14 protein-coding genes are annotated in these 12887 nt (G+C 62.5%); 4 read left to right on the plus strand and 10 right to left on the minus strand.

Translation table 11 applies throughout. The features are described from left to right. Positions 1-34: 34 nt before the first annotated feature. Positions 35-982: an alpha/beta hydrolase gene (locus CS1BSM3_RS18145; protein WP_072389260.1), complete on the plus strand. Its 948-nt coding sequence runs from the start codon at positions 35-37 to the stop codon at positions 980-982. A 60-nt stretch (positions 983-1042) separates the two neighbouring features. Here CS1BSM3_RS18145 and ndk read toward each other — a convergent pair whose 3' ends face one another. The 3 genes from ndk to CS1BSM3_RS18160 all read right to left on the minus strand — a co-directional run bounded on the left by ndk (position 1043) and on the right by CS1BSM3_RS18160 (position 3148). Next, entirely contained in the window at positions 1043-1465 is a 423-nt protein-coding gene (gene ndk, locus CS1BSM3_RS18150) for a nucleoside-diphosphate kinase (protein WP_072389262.1), read from the minus strand. Between the two features lie 117 nt (positions 1466-1582). Beyond that, positions 1583-1786, minus strand: coding sequence for a hypothetical protein (locus CS1BSM3_RS18155; RefSeq protein ID WP_072389264.1), 204 nt, complete (start codon positions 1784-1786; stop codon positions 1583-1585). Between the two features lie 435 nt (positions 1787-2221). Further along, entirely contained in the window at positions 2222-3148 is a 927-nt protein-coding gene (locus CS1BSM3_RS18160) for a peptidoglycan-binding domain-containing protein (protein ID WP_072389266.1), read from the minus strand. A 373-nt stretch (positions 3149-3521) separates the two neighbouring features. Here CS1BSM3_RS18160 and CS1BSM3_RS18165 point away from each other — a divergent pair, with 373 nt between their 5' ends. The 3 genes from CS1BSM3_RS18165 (at position 3522) to CS1BSM3_RS18175 (ending at position 7086) form a co-directional block, all read left to right on the plus strand. Next, positions 3522-3806, plus strand: a complete 285-nt coding sequence (locus CS1BSM3_RS18165) for a hypothetical protein (RefSeq protein ID WP_072389268.1) — start codon at positions 3522-3524, stop codon at positions 3804-3806. A 117-nt stretch (positions 3807-3923) separates the two neighbouring features. Continuing rightward, positions 3924-5513, plus strand: a complete 1590-nt coding sequence (gene guaA / locus CS1BSM3_RS18170) for a glutamine-hydrolyzing GMP synthase (protein WP_072389270.1) — start codon at positions 3924-3926, stop codon at positions 5511-5513. Positions 5514-5829: 316 nt separating this feature from the next. After that, positions 5830-7086: a tyrosine-type recombinase/integrase gene (locus tag CS1BSM3_RS18175; protein ID WP_072389272.1), complete on the plus strand. Its 1257-nt coding sequence runs from the start codon at positions 5830-5832 to the stop codon at positions 7084-7086. Here CS1BSM3_RS18175 and CS1BSM3_RS18180 read toward each other — a convergent pair. The 7 genes from CS1BSM3_RS18180 to trbF are packed head-to-tail and all read right to left on the minus strand — an operon-like array spanning position 7076 to position 12876. Next, positions 7076-7426, minus strand: a complete 351-nt coding sequence (locus tag CS1BSM3_RS18180) for a helix-turn-helix transcriptional regulator (protein ID WP_083528701.1) — start codon at positions 7424-7426, stop codon at positions 7076-7078. The genes CS1BSM3_RS18175 and CS1BSM3_RS18180 overlap by 11 nt on opposite strands. 2 nt (positions 7427-7428) lie before the next feature. Continuing rightward, on the minus strand, positions 7429-9045 hold the full coding sequence (locus CS1BSM3_RS18185; RefSeq protein WP_072389274.1) for an MFS transporter: 1617 nt from the start codon (positions 9043-9045) through the stop codon (positions 7429-7431). Beyond that, positions 9042-9566: an acyl-CoA thioesterase gene (locus CS1BSM3_RS18190; protein ID WP_072389276.1), complete on the minus strand. Its 525-nt coding sequence runs from the start codon at positions 9564-9566 to the stop codon at positions 9042-9044. Before CS1BSM3_RS18190 ends, CS1BSM3_RS18185 begins: the two co-directional genes overlap by 4 nt. Positions 9567-9571: 5 nt before the next feature. Beyond that, a complete protein-coding gene (locus tag CS1BSM3_RS18195; RefSeq protein WP_072389277.1) occupies positions 9572-9892 on the minus strand; it encodes a DUF736 domain-containing protein in 321 nt (106 codons plus the stop codon). A 10-nt stretch (positions 9893-9902) separates the two neighbouring features. Continuing rightward, positions 9903-11189, minus strand: coding sequence for a TraB/TrbI/VirB10 family type IV secretion system protein (locus tag CS1BSM3_RS18200; RefSeq protein WP_072389279.1), 1287 nt, complete (start codon positions 11187-11189; stop codon positions 9903-9905). After that, complete coding sequence (gene trbG, locus CS1BSM3_RS18205) at positions 11186-12184, minus strand: P-type conjugative transfer protein TrbG (RefSeq protein WP_072389281.1); 999 nt, start codon at positions 12182-12184, stop codon at positions 11186-11188. The genes CS1BSM3_RS18200 and trbG overlap by 4 nt, the downstream gene beginning before the upstream one ends. Beyond that, positions 12181-12876, minus strand: a complete 696-nt coding sequence (gene trbF, locus CS1BSM3_RS18210; protein ID WP_072389283.1) for a conjugal transfer protein TrbF — start codon at positions 12874-12876, stop codon at positions 12181-12183. Before trbF ends, trbG begins: the two co-directional genes overlap by 4 nt. Positions 12877-12887 lie beyond the last annotated feature (11 nt).

The raw sequence follows: 12887 nt of genomic DNA on the forward strand, positions 1-12887 counted from the left end.
CTGCTGCAAGACAGGACGAGCAGGAGAAGAATTCATGGCCATCCACCCCGATGCCGCCAAGGTCGTCGAGTTGATCATCGCCTCGGGGCGTCCACCCTATCCGACGATCGGGCACGTTGCGGCGCGTGAGATCTTCGTCGCCTCGCGCGCGATCCTCCAGCCCGATCCGTCGCCGGTCGCCGAGGTCCGCGATCTCGCCGCCACCGGACCTGCGGGCAAAATCCCGCTCCGCCTCTATCGCGGGCAGGGCAGCGATACGAAGAGCCCGCAGCCGGCGCTGATCTACTACCATGGCGGTGGATGGGTTCTCGGCAATCTCGACAGCCACGATGGCGTGTGCCGCGACATCGCCAACGTCGCGCAGTGCACCGTCATCTCGGTCGACTATCGTCTGGCGCCGGAAGCGAAGTTCCCGGCGGCGGCCGATGATGCCATTGCCGCGGCCCAGTGGATCCACGACAATGCGGCTGACCTCGGCATCGACCGCGGGCGCCTCGCTGTCGGCGGCGACAGCGCGGGCGGCAATCTCAGCGCCGTCGTCGCCCTCTACGCGCGCGACAACGGCAATGCGCCGAAGCTCAAGCTGCAGGTGCTGATCTACCCTTCAGCCGACATGTCGAGCGTCTATCCCTCCTACGAGGAGTTTGCCGAGCAGCTTCCGCTCACGCGCACGACCATGGACTGGTTCGTCGATCTCTATCTCAGTGACCGCGAGAAGGACGCGAAGGACTGGCGCGCCTCGCCGCTGCACGCGAAGAGGCTCGCGAGCCTGCCGCCGGCCTTCATCATCACGGCGGCGATGGATCCATTGCGCGACGAGGGTGAGGCGTTTGCGCGGGCGCTCATCAAGGCCGGCGTGCCGGTGGAGGTGAAGCGCTTCGACGGGCAAATCCATGGCTTTCTGACCATGGGCCGCATCATCAAGGACTCGCAGGCCGCCATTGCCGACATCGCGACCGAGCTGCGCAAGGCCTTCGCGTAGCGGCAAAAAGCAAGAAGGCCCGCCGAAGCGGGCCTTCAATGGCTCAGCCGATGTACAAAATCAGCCGACGATCTCTTCGGGCTTGAAGTTCAGCGCGATCTCGCGCTCGGCGGCGGCAGGGCTGTCCGAACCGTGGCTCGAATTCTCGCCCTTGGAGCGGGCAAAGAGCTTGCGGATGGTACCCTCGGCGGCCTGTGCCGGATCGGTTGCGCCCATGACCTCGCGGTACTTGGCGATCGCGTTCTCGCCCTCGAGCACCTGGACCACGATCGGGCCCGAGGTCATGAATGCGCAGAGCTCGCCGTAGAAGGGGCGCGCAGCGTGCTCCTCGTAGAACTTCTCGGCTTGGGCCTTCGTCCAGCGCACGCGCTTCTGCCCGACGATCCTGAGGCCGGCCTTCTCGATCACGGCGTTGATCGCGCCGGTGAGATTGCGCTCGGTGGCGTCGGGCTTGATGATGGAAAACGTGCGCTCGATCGCCATGAGGCGGCTCCCAGATGTTCGCTGTTGAAGGAGGATGTCTGGCGCGCCTTATAGCGGCGCCGGGTGAGCGCTACAAGACAGGCCGCATCGGGTGGGCGATCGGTCGCGCGCCGCGCCTTAACTTGCCGGATCGAGCAAGCCGGAGAACAGCGCGCGGCTGACCTTCACGATATCCATGATATCGCACGCTTCCTCCATGGCCGGCGCGCCCTTGGCGGGCAGATAGCGGTAAGCCAAACGGCCTGCTGCCACCCAAAGTCCGATCTCGGCCTGCTCGTGGAAGACCGCAACGCCACCTTCCGCGCCGTGTGCGAAAGTCAATGCTGGTGCGCTATCGCGAAATTCTCCGCGCAGAACGCGCAGTAGCTGATCGTCCCAAGGACTCCAATAGCGCATAGATCAATGTCCCCCTGTCGCAATAGCGAATGGATAGCCGATCGCGGCAGAGAATGCATCGATAAACAGCAGTAAATACTACTGGCGCCGAAGAAATATTATATAAAATGCGCGCAATTGAGGGGCCGTTTCCGCCATTTGGCGAGAATCGAGTTATGCCGCCGAATTGAAAATGTCATTCATTTAATCCGGCTTTTGCTCCACGATGAAGGCAATTGCTGCCGCGATCACGGTAGTCGTTTGGTTATGCGGGTAATCGCTTCACCGTATCTCACGATGCGCACCGCTGGCGGTGCCGCGCTTCCGACGCAGCCATGCCGGTGCGCCGAGGCTCGACCTTGTGAAGGCAGGAGCTGTCGACTACGGCCCGTCGAACTTCATCTTGTTGAAGACGGTGCGCTTCCAGTCGGCTCTCGGCGCTGCCGGTCGGTAAGCAGGCCGTCCCTCGCTTGCCGAGCGCTGGGCGCGGCGCGGGAGTGTCGAGCCAGAACCGAAGCCGCCTTGAGCCGCCGTGCGCGGGGCGATGGGAGCGGGGCCGCGCAGGATCGCCGGAGCAGACGGATCCCGCGGATCCATGCCAGCGCGCAGCGGATCGACAGTGGCAACACCCAGGCCCATCCGGCTTTGATCACCATCCCCGCGCTCGCGCGACAGCATGACTTCATCGTCGAACTGGCTGGCCGTCGGCCTCTCCGAAGAGGCCAAGCCGCGCGCGGGGCGCGTGGGCTCGGAAGCAGCAGGGGCACGATCGGCCAGGCGCCGCGATGACGATCCGGAGCCCGTGCGTGCGCGCTCGCCCCTGGTGTCCCAAGGGCCTGCCATGGGCACAACCCGCGCCGGTTGGCGCGAGGCTGCCGCCTGACCACGCGGCGCGCACAGGTGGCTTACTTGGCTGCGCGCCAGGGCGAGCATGATGTAATCGGGCGCATCGACCGGCCGCAGGACGCGCACGCGCTCACCGAGGGACTGCATGGCCTGCTGCGTTTCGGGCGACCAGTTGCCATCGACGGCGCCGGCATAGCAGCCAAGGCGCAGCAATTCGGTCTGGATCTGCTGGACGAGCCGGGTGGTCGAGTCCTTCGGCAAGGCTGGACCGGCTGGGGGCGCCGAGGGAGAGACACGCGCCACGGTCACAGGGTGCGATTTTGCCGGCTGCGACGGCGCGACCGTGCTGCTCGGAGCGGTAGCCACGCTCGCCAGCTGCTGCTCAGGCGATAGTGGTGTCATGAGATAAGCCAGGGCGCCGAATGCGCCGAGCGCTCCCACGAGGCCCGTGGTCTTGCTCATCGGACAGTTCCTTACGCACAACTCGAAGACGGATCTTGGGTCCGACGTCAGTGCAGGGCCATGGGCCTCGCACCACGCGCGGGGGACTTGCTCAGCACCCACCGCTTAGACGCAAACATAGGCGTTTTGGTTCACACTACCCAGATCGAATGCCATCACAATTTGCGGATTGTGAGCTTGGTTGATGTTTGTTGCCAATTGGCAGCAGTGCTGAGCCAGCGGCGGGGGACTGCCGAGCATGATCGCACGGGTTGGGCCCAGGCGGTTCCGATCCTCGAATTGAAACTGATATAGTTGTTTCGTTCACCTGAGGGCTTTCCCCGGGTGGCCAATTGCCGGGGGAACCCTATTGCTGGTGGAAGGAGTGGTTCAAATGGATCTCGGTCTTCTCATTCAGCTTGTTAGCGGCGCCGCTGGTGGTAATGCGGCGGGGGCGTTCCTCAAGGGCCAGACACTGGGTGTGCTCGGCAATGCGCTGGCCGGTGCGGTGGGCGGTGGGCTCGGCGGCCAGATCCTGACTGCCCTCCTCGGCGCCGGTGCGATCGGCACCGGCGATCTCAACCTTAGCGCGATCGTTGCTCAGATCGCCGGCGGTGGTGTCGGAGGCGCCGTCCTGACGTTGATCGTCACTTATCTCAATCGGGCCTATGGCAAGTAGCTGCGCGGCGGCGGCGAGCGCTTGACCCGTGGCCGGCCCGGTGCTGTATCGGCGGGGACGGACATGCAACCGATTCCTGCCGGCCAATCTCTGCCGGCAAAGCGCCGAGACCCCTAGATGCCCTCTTCCGATGCGACGCCCGTGGTGCCGAACGAGCCCCTCGGCGATGTGGTGCTGATCATCGATTTCGGCTCGCAGGTCACCCAGCTCATAGCGCGGCGGGTACGGGAAGCCGGCGTCTATTCGGAGATCGTGCCCTTCAACCGGGCTGAGGAGGCACTCCGGCGCTTGGCGCCGAAAGCCATTATCCTCTCCGGCGGTCCGGCATCGGTGACGACGGCCGGTTCGCCGCGCGCGCCTCAGGGTGTTTTCGAGGCCGGCGTGCCGGTCCTTTCCATCTGCTACGGCCAGCAGGCGACGGCCGTGCAGCTCGGCGGGGTTGTCGAAGGCGGGCACGCGGCGGAGTTCGGCCGCGCCGACATCGAGATCCGGGAAAAGAGCGCCCTCTTCGAGGGCATCTGGGAGATCGGCAAGCGCTATCCCGTCTGGATGAGCCACGGCGACCGGGTGACGCGGCTGCCGGACGGCTTCACCGTCAAGGCGGTGAGCGAGAACGCCCCGTTCGCGATCGCGACCGACGAGCGCCGCCGCATCTACACGACCATGTTCCACCCCGAGGTCGTGCATACGCCGGATGGCGCGCGCCTCATTGCCAACTTCGTGCGCAACATTGCGGGTCTGCCCGGCGACTGGACCATGCGCCACTTCCGCACGGCCGAGATCGAGAAGATCCGTGCGCAGGTCGGCAAGGGCCGTGTCATCTGCGGCCTCTCGGGCGGCGTCGATTCAGCCGTGGCGGCAGTGCTGATCCACGAGGCCATCGGCGACCAGCTCACCTGCATCTTCGTCGACCACGGGCTCATGCGCCTCAACGAGGCCGACGAGGTCGTGAGCCTCTTCCGCGGGCACTACAACATCCCGCTCGTGCACGTGGATGCCTCCGAGCGCTTCCTGGGGGCGCTGGCCGGCGTGAGCGATCCCGAGCAGAAGCGCAAGATCATCGGCCAGCATTTCATCGAGGTTTTCGAGGCCGAAGCAAAAAAGGTCGGTGGAGCCGAGTTCCTCGCCCAGGGCACGCTCTACCCGGATGTCATCGAGAGCGTCTCGTTCACCGGTGGCCCATCCGTCACGATCAAGTCGCACCACAATGTCGGCGGCCTCCCCGAGCGCATGAACCTCAAGCTCGTCGAGCCGCTGCGCGAGCTCTTCAAGGACGAGGTGCGCGCGCTCGGCCGCGAGCTTGGTCTGCCGGAGGCCTTCGTCGGCCGCCATCCGTTCCCGGGGCCGGGGCTTGCGATCCGCGTGCCCGGCGAGATCACGCGGGAAAAGCTCGACATCCTGCGGCAGGCCGATGCCGTGTACCTCGACGAGATCCGCAAAGCCGGTCTCTACGACAAGATCTGGCAGGCCTTCGCCGTGCTGCTGCCCGTCCGCACGGTGGGCGTCATGGGTGACGGACGGACGTACGACCATGTCTGCGCTCTTCGCGCGGTGACGTCGGTCGATGGCATGACGGCAGATTTCTTTCCCTACGACATGGCCTTCCTTGGCCGCGCTGCAACGCGTATTATCAATGAGGTGCGCGGTATCAATCGCGTCGTCTATGACGTCACCTCGAAGCCGCCCGGCACGATCGAGTGGGAATGATTCCACGTCCTTTGCGGGCTATCGGCTGCGATCGAGATGAAGCTATAACCATCTGATAAATATTAAATTATCTTTCGATGTTTATCGCTGACGTTCGCCATCAAGCAGAACGATCTGACGGTACGACTGACGGTATCACCCGTGTGGCAAATTGGCCCTCGCCCCCGTACCGCCACCAAACTTCACCACAGACACATCGATAAATATGCTATATCAAATTGATATTACTAAATAATCGCGAGTCATTGACGGTATTTCTTCTGACGGTATAGTTGCGCAGGAGAACCTGTATATTTTCGCTAAGTACGGGGTGGTCATGCTGACGGACGTGGCACTCAAGGCTTTAAAATCAAAGAATAAATTGTACAAGGTTGCTGACCGCGACGGTATGTACGTGGCGGTGACACCGGCGGGCCAAATCACCTTCCGCTACGACTACAGGCTCAATGGCCGACGTGAGACGCTCACCATCGGGCGCTACGGAAAGGACGGCATCTCTCTCGCTGAGGCGCGCGAATTGTGCCTGGCGGCACGGAAGGTCGTCGCCGACGGTCGCTCACCCGCGTTGGAGAAGCAGCGCGAGAAGCGAAGGCTTTCCGGTGCTCGCAACTTCGGGGAGGTCGGTAAGCGTTGGTTTAAGGAAGCGCAGATGGCCGATAGCACGCGCTCTATGCGCCGAGCCATCTTTGATCGTGACATTCTTCCGAACTGGAAAGGCCGCCTGCTGACAGAGATCTCGCCCGACGACCTGCGCGCGCTCTGCATGAAGGTGAAGGATCGCGGAGCTCCAGCAACCGCGGTTCATGTGCGCGACATCGTCAAGCAGATCTACGGATTTGCAATCCTGCACGGCGAGAAGGTTGCCAACCCTGCGGCAGAGGTCGGTCCAGCGTCAATCGCCACGTTTGCGCCGAAGGACCGAGCGTTATCCCCGAGTGAGATCCGCATCGCGTTGCACGAACTCGAGCACGTGCCGACCCTGCCCACGATACGGCTTGGCCTTCGCCTGATCCTCCTGACCTTGGTCCGAAAGAGTGAGCTGTTGGACGCGGTTTGGGATGAACTCGATTTCGAGGGTGCCGTGTGGTCAATTCCCAAAGAGCGAATGAAACGCGGCAAGGCGCACAACATATATCTGTCGCGCCAATCGCTCGATATCATGGTCGCGCTGAAAACCTGCGCCGGCAACTCGCGCTATCTGCTGCCGTCCCGCTACGACGCTGATGCCCCTATGTCCAGAGCCACATTCAATCGCATCACCACCGCCGTGGCCGAGCGAGCGCGCAAGCAGAACTTGCCTCTCGAACCATTCACAGTTCACGACTTGCGCCGTACCGGCTCGACACTCTTGAACGAACTAGGCTTCAACAGGGACTGGATAGAGAAGTGTCTGGCTCATGAAGAAGGGCACTCCTCGCGTGGAGTCTATAATAAGGCTGAATACGAACAGCAGCGCCGCCACATGTTGCAGGAGTGGGCCGATATGATCGATGCCTGGGTCCAGGGTCTAAAGCGTGTCCCAACGCTCTATCCACCGGCCATGCAGCTGCTCGCTCCTGAGGCTATGGCCTGACCGGCCGCACTTTCCTCTTGCGAACATCTGGAGACACACACGGCTTCGGAAGGCCTGTATCGGAGGCGCGGCGACGCTCTTCGATCCAGGCTTCAACCTCGTCCAGATCCCAACCAGCGCATCGCGGTGTCAAATAAATACGGCGTGGAAATTCACCGCGCTGCTCCATCTCATAGATCGTCGTGTCGGCCAACGGCACTATGAGCCTCAGCTCGTGCCTCCGCACTATTCGTTTGAAGCGTCGGCGAAACCCGGAAACGGTGCCGACCAACTTGGCGCCTCCTGTCCGAGGCTGCTCTGAAAGCGAAGAGGCCGGTTGGTCCGGCTCGTTCTTTGCCATGGCTACCACCTTGCCAATATAGGCTGGGTACGAAGAGCATCTGGAACGGCGTTATTCGCAAGGCCTGAACTCACTGCGCTACTTGCGCTGACAATATGTACCGACGCCGTTGCTGAACCGATTGCCACCGCTGCCGTCGCCACTGATAGCATGATCGCCAGAATTGCTGACCCAATGGCTATAGTACGCCAGCTCCGTGCTTGCCGGTGTGCAAGCGCGATGCGCTCGAACCAGACTTCAGCGGCGCGATCATAAGCGATCATAGTGCCGACACACGCCATTCCACGGAGGGCTCGACTGTGAACGGCGTGCGCGTGCAGGACGGTCGTCGGCTTCGTTCGGCCCAGCAGCAGAAACCAAGCCATCGCGACGGCCTGCAGACCAAGAACGAGTGTAAACGCCACCTGATAGGCGATCGCAGGGGGATGACCGTCCTGCTCCGGCCAAAGAGCGACGATGAAGCCTGTTGCCCCCTGAAGTACAAATGACCCTGCCATCTGCAGGACATTGAGTGCAGCCGTGGCTCGACCAGAGCTCGTCCGTGGAAACAGCTCTGTTACGGCAGCATAGCCGAGGACGGTCGATGCTCCGACAATTGCAACGATGACCCAAGGCAAAACCGTTGGCACCGGCAGCCGCAATACGATGGCGAGCTGTGCAGCGATTGACACTCCGGCGACGACAGAAAGCAAGACGCTGGGAGAAAGGCCACGCCGGCGTAGCCGATCTGCGCCGACACCAAGCAGCAGACCGCCCGCGCTCAGCGCGACTGCCATGACAAAAAGTTCTCGCACGACTGTGGGTCGGGACAACCCTTCCACATCAGCGAGCCAGTGGACCGCCCATAGTCCCTGCAGCGACCACGAAGCTGCAACCACTGAGGTTGCCACCGGCGCGATGCGCCAGAAACGGCGATCGGAATAGATAGCGCTCACGCCCGGTGTCGTTGTGCGTGGAGCATCACCTGTCGTATCCCGTTCCGGGACGACGACGTAAATCAGCAACGCAGACAGAATGCAGAGGACAGCCAGAACGTCGAAGAGACCGCGCCAGCCTATGATGCCCAGCAGAAACTCGGCAGGGACGGTTGCCGCGACGGCGCCGAGTGAGCCGAACGTCACCAAGCTGCCATTGGCGAGCGCCATACGTTCGGGCTGAACCCAGAGAACGATAGCTTTCAAACCGGCCATCAGCGCGACGGCGACCCCAATGCCGATCACAGCCCTTCCGATCAGCAGCATGTGAAAGGTGTCCGCGCGGGCGAAAATCGCCGCGCCCGCCGCGGCGACCAGCATCAACAGGCTCTGCACGCACCGCGGTCCATGCCGATCCAACGCCGCGCCAAGCGGCAGCAGCACCAGCGCAAAGGCCAGGAAGTACATCGAGGTCATGAGCCCAAGCTGCGAACCACTCAGGCCGAACTCGGTGTGCAATGGAGCAGCAATGACTAAATTTATTTGGCGGAACACAAACGAAAGGAAATAGCCTGTCGCGAACGGCATCAACACCGTTATGACAAGCAGTGCCAATGGCAGCGGTGTCGAATCTTCGGTGCGCCTTGAGCTGGCTCGGAAGCACCGCGGCAGCGTATCGTCGTCAAAGACCTGTGCCGCCGTCATGATCGCCCTCTCACGAGATCCACGACGCGACGAAACAGCGACCGCCGCGCGCGGCCCTCGCCCTCTTCGGGTGGGCCGAATTCGCGGAAAGACTGGACCAACGCTGGAGGAAGTGGCGTGGCCTTCCGCGTCGTCTGATCCAGGAGCACAGCAACGGACCTTGAGCGTGCGACGCAACGGCGCTTAAAGAATATCGCTTGTGCGACCGTCACCGATGTCTGCCCGATGCGGGCAACGCGTGTCCCAATCTCCACCGATCCCGGCCAGTGCATCTCGCCGACGAAGTCGAGCTCCAAGCGCGCCACGGCAATGCACGTGCCCGACGGCAGCGTTCCGCCCGCCGCCTGCAGGATGAACTCCATGCGCGCATTCTGGCAGCAGATTGCGAAGACACTGTTCGTGACATGGCCATTGCAGTCTGTATCGGCAAACCGCAGCTTCTCGGTCGATTGCGCCGGATAGTCGTCGATGCTCTCCGTTGGTGGCGGGAGAAGTGCCACGCCATTGGTGTTGCGCTGCATCGGTGTCAGGTCTCCTCACGCTTTTCACGGCGCCAAGCCAGACGGAGGACACCGTCCTCAGTCTGCGACAGCAAGGCCGCACGCATCGGCTCAGGAAAGGAAGGATCGTCAATGCGCAGACTGAGGTAGGAGGTGTTTCCCTCCTTGGCCGTCTTACGCCAGGCGGCGCCGATTTCGGAGTTGCCTGCAAACACGCGGAAGTCGGGCGCGCTCTCCGTGCCCTTGCGGTCGTTTGCGACGATGCGGACCTTGGCGGAAAATGTGAGCGTTCGAATTGTGCCGGCGTAACCATCCTTGTCGGGTTTGAAGCTTCCAATGATTGCCATGACTGTCCTCCTAGTGAGTGGTGATGCCGGGTCCGCGGTAGGGTCGCAGAACCAGATCTTTGTGGACGATGACGCGCAGCGGCCAACCCGGCCGTACCGTGACGGTAGGCTGCACATTGAGGTTGCGTTCGACGAGCCGCTGGCCCGCCCGGTTGGTTGTTGATTGCGTCGAGAGCTGCAGGGCCCGGACAAGATCGCTGTCACCAGAGCCGCCAATGCCGCCAAACGCGAGCTCGGAGCTGACACCGAGGACCGTTGCCAAGGCGATGCCCTTCAAGAGCCTCCAGGTATGCAGATCGACCTCGTCGGCGAGTCCAGCATAGCCACCGGTATCGGTAGCCGGCAGATTGTCGATGACGATGGACGAGCCGTCAGGCAGGATCAGCCGCTGCCAGACGACCAGCGCGCGCTCCTGCCCAAAGGCGACGACGTTGTCGTACTTGCCGACAAGCCGCGTCCCCTGTGGGATAAGCAGGTAACGTCCCGTTGCCGTATCGTAGACGTGCTCGGTGACCTGGGCGATGACAAAGCCCGGCAGGTCCGAATTGAGACCGGTGACAAGACTGGCGGAGATGACGCTGCCAGCCATCAGCTGATATGGTGACACCGGCGTTTGCAGCGCGTGTCGATTGTAGATCGCGGCCTCCGGCCCCTCCTTCAGGAACGTGAGCTTTCTCGTGGCCTCCGTTGCGTCCGTGCTGACGTCCTCATTGCCCAACGAGCGGCGCAACGCGTTCAGCGCCGGCCCGTCTGTTCGCGTGACTGCGGCACCTTCTCCTTTGCTGTCCGCCACTGGCAGGGGCACCGATCTATCGGCGGCGCGGGACGGCGCTTTGAGCTGCAGTCGGAAGAAAAGTGGCGACTCCCGCGCTTCGACATCACGCTTGGCTTGGCGTGCCCGTTCAGCATCGTCAAATCCACGCGGCGCCTCGTCGAACGGGTTAGTTGGTCTCGTATCAGATGGCGGGATGCGTTGCTCGGCTCGAGGCATCGGTTGCGGTGATCGTACGCCCTCGTAGGTCGCTGGCAGCTTGCTCAAACCTTCTGGCGTAACCTTCTGCTCGACATTGAAGAGCTCGGACGGTGATCGAGACGCAAATCGCGGTGGGTTGAGTGCAACGATGATCAGCCCGGAAAGAAAGAGCAGAACAAGACCAGCAACAGCGAACAGCACCTTGCGGTTGATGCGCGTGATCGGGGCCGGCTTCGCCCGCAGCTCGAGAGATTCCGCTGGCTTCGGTTCCTGGCGCTCCGTGTTGCCAATCTTCTTCTCCTCATTATTCACCGTGTCCGTCATGGGCGGGCCTCCCGCCAGACCGCATCTGTACGCACAATGCGGACGATGCGCTGTGGCGATGTTCCCATGCGCAGTTCGGCCGCCGCGAACAGCCGGTCGACGATGTAGGTCGCCCCACGCACGCGATAGTTGACCAGCGCCGGCTTGCCATCGGAGCCGACCACGAACAGAGGCGGCGCCTCGCTTTGCGCCAGACCAGCTGGGAAACGGATGTAGACCTTGGCCCCGTCGTCGAAGACTTGGGTCGGCTTCCACGGGGCATCGCCCTCGAGACGATAGCGGAACCGTAGCTTCTCAAGATTGACCCCGTCCTCGACAATGGCGGCGGCCGCGGTGCGGGCTTCTGCGTCTTTAGTCCTGAGTGCGATCAGCTCAGATGCGGGATACGTCCACGACACCGACGCCATGTACGTGCCGTCTGTGGACCTGAGCTCGAGATGGTAGGCACGTCGATCCGTAGCAATGACGAGATTGGTCTGAAGCTCCCCGGCAAACGGTTTTACGAGAACATGCACCTGGGCTTGCGTGCCCTCCCCGCTTGTCGTGTCGCCCACCACCCATCGGGCCGTATCACCGGCCGAGACGGAGATCAGTTTCTCGCCGCTCTCGAGCGCGATGTCTGTTACCTGATTGACGGCTGCATAGACTTGATAGAGCGCACCCTTCGCGAACGGGTAGACTTGGATGGCGTTGACGTAGCCGTCCTTGGCCGGCTCGATGCGGGCTGCTGCGTTGGCCTTGGCGATCCGCTCCTTTGGCGGCGTGTCGTCCTTGGCGGCTGGTCCGGGCTTCGGGGCTGGCTTCAATTGGCCAGGCAGCGGCAATGGCTCCGCCACCGTAACGATCTTGACCGGCGGCTCAGGATCAAGCGTCCTCGTCGCCGACGTGAAACTTTCCTTCAGAAGAGGAATTTCCGGTACCGGTACGGTCTTGGCACAACCGGTCAGACCGACCAGGACGACACATGCGCCAACACCGAGAGTGTTCTGTCTCATTTCGGCTCCGTGGGAAGAACGTCAGGCGACCAGTTGAAGGCGTGCACGTAGATGCCAAGCGGGTTCTTGGCGATGCGTTCGGCCGTGCGCGGCGGACTGACGACAATCGAGAAGAAACCGGTAAAAGCACGCGTCTCGCGCGTTGCACCGCCCTCGAAGACGCGTTCCAGCCAACGCACCTGAAACGAGCTGTCGGAAGCGCGCACGATGCTCGTCACTTCGATCGCGACCGAGCGCTGACCGACCTTCGCAAACGGATCCGCCGTGCGAGCGTGCTCGTTTAGCGTCAGCGCGGCCTTGTCGGTCACGTAGTCGTAGGCCTTGAGCCAGCTCTGTCGCACCACAACGGGATCAATCGACAGACCGCGCACGTGCTCGACGAAACGAGCCAGATGGAATGCGATCTGCGCGTCGCTCGGGCGATACTGCTCTTGCACTGGACCGACGACGCGCGCAGCACCGGTGGTGTCGATCTCGACCACGTAGGGAACAGCCGTACCCGATCGCAATAACCACAACAGTCCAACCAACAGGACGATCGAAATCCCGAGGCAACCGAAGGCCATCAGACGCCAATTGTGGGCCTGCACGCGTGAGTTCCCGATGCGCTCGTCCCAGACCTGCGCTGCGCGCTGGTACGGCGTCACGGCCGGTGGCGTTGATCCGTAGCGGAGTGTGGAACGTCGAAACATCGCGGCGTTCC

The organism is Hyphomicrobium sp. CS1BSMeth3, from assembly GCF_900117415.1.
In the GTDB taxonomy this organism is placed as follows: Bacteria; Pseudomonadota; Alphaproteobacteria; order Rhizobiales; family Hyphomicrobiaceae.

What these genes read in the sequence shown, in the direction of transcription:
- CS1BSM3_RS18145 (WP_072389260.1), top strand. Translation starts at nt 35, where the DNA reads ATGGCCATCCACCCCGATGCCGCCAAGGTCGTCGAGTTGATCATCGCC.
- ndk (WP_072389262.1), bottom strand. Translation starts at nt 1,465, where the DNA reads ATGGCGATCGAGCGCACGTTTTCCATCATCAAGCCCGACGCCACCGAG.
- CS1BSM3_RS18160 (WP_072389266.1), bottom strand. Translation starts at nt 3,148, where the DNA reads ATGAGCAAGACCACGGGCCTCGTGGGAGCGCTCGGCGCATTCGGCGCC.
- CS1BSM3_RS18165 (WP_072389268.1), top strand. Translation starts at nt 3,522, where the DNA reads ATGGATCTCGGTCTTCTCATTCAGCTTGTTAGCGGCGCCGCTGGTGGT.
- guaA (WP_072389270.1), top strand. Translation starts at nt 3,924, where the DNA reads ATGCCCTCTTCCGATGCGACGCCCGTGGTGCCGAACGAGCCCCTCGGC.
- CS1BSM3_RS18175 (WP_072389272.1), top strand. Translation starts at nt 5,830, where the DNA reads ATGCTGACGGACGTGGCACTCAAGGCTTTAAAATCAAAGAATAAATTG.
- CS1BSM3_RS18180 (WP_083528701.1), bottom strand. Translation starts at nt 7,426, where the DNA reads ATGGCAAAGAACGAGCCGGACCAACCGGCCTCTTCGCTTTCAGAGCAG.
- CS1BSM3_RS18185 (WP_072389274.1), bottom strand. Translation starts at nt 9,045, where the DNA reads ATGACGGCGGCACAGGTCTTTGACGACGATACGCTGCCGCGGTGCTTC.
- CS1BSM3_RS18190 (WP_072389276.1), bottom strand. Translation starts at nt 9,566, where the DNA reads ATGCAGCGCAACACCAATGGCGTGGCACTTCTCCCGCCACCAACGGAG.
- CS1BSM3_RS18195 (WP_072389277.1), bottom strand. Translation starts at nt 9,892, where the DNA reads ATGGCAATCATTGGAAGCTTCAAACCCGACAAGGATGGTTACGCCGGC.
- CS1BSM3_RS18200 (WP_072389279.1), bottom strand. Translation starts at nt 11,189, where the DNA reads ATGACGGACACGGTGAATAATGAGGAGAAGAAGATTGGCAACACGGAG.
- trbG (WP_072389281.1), bottom strand. Translation starts at nt 12,184, where the DNA reads ATGAGACAGAACACTCTCGGTGTTGGCGCATGTGTCGTCCTGGTCGGT.
- trbF (WP_072389283.1), bottom strand. Translation starts at nt 12,876, where the DNA reads ATGTTTCGACGTTCCACACTCCGCTACGGATCAACGCCACCGGCCGTG.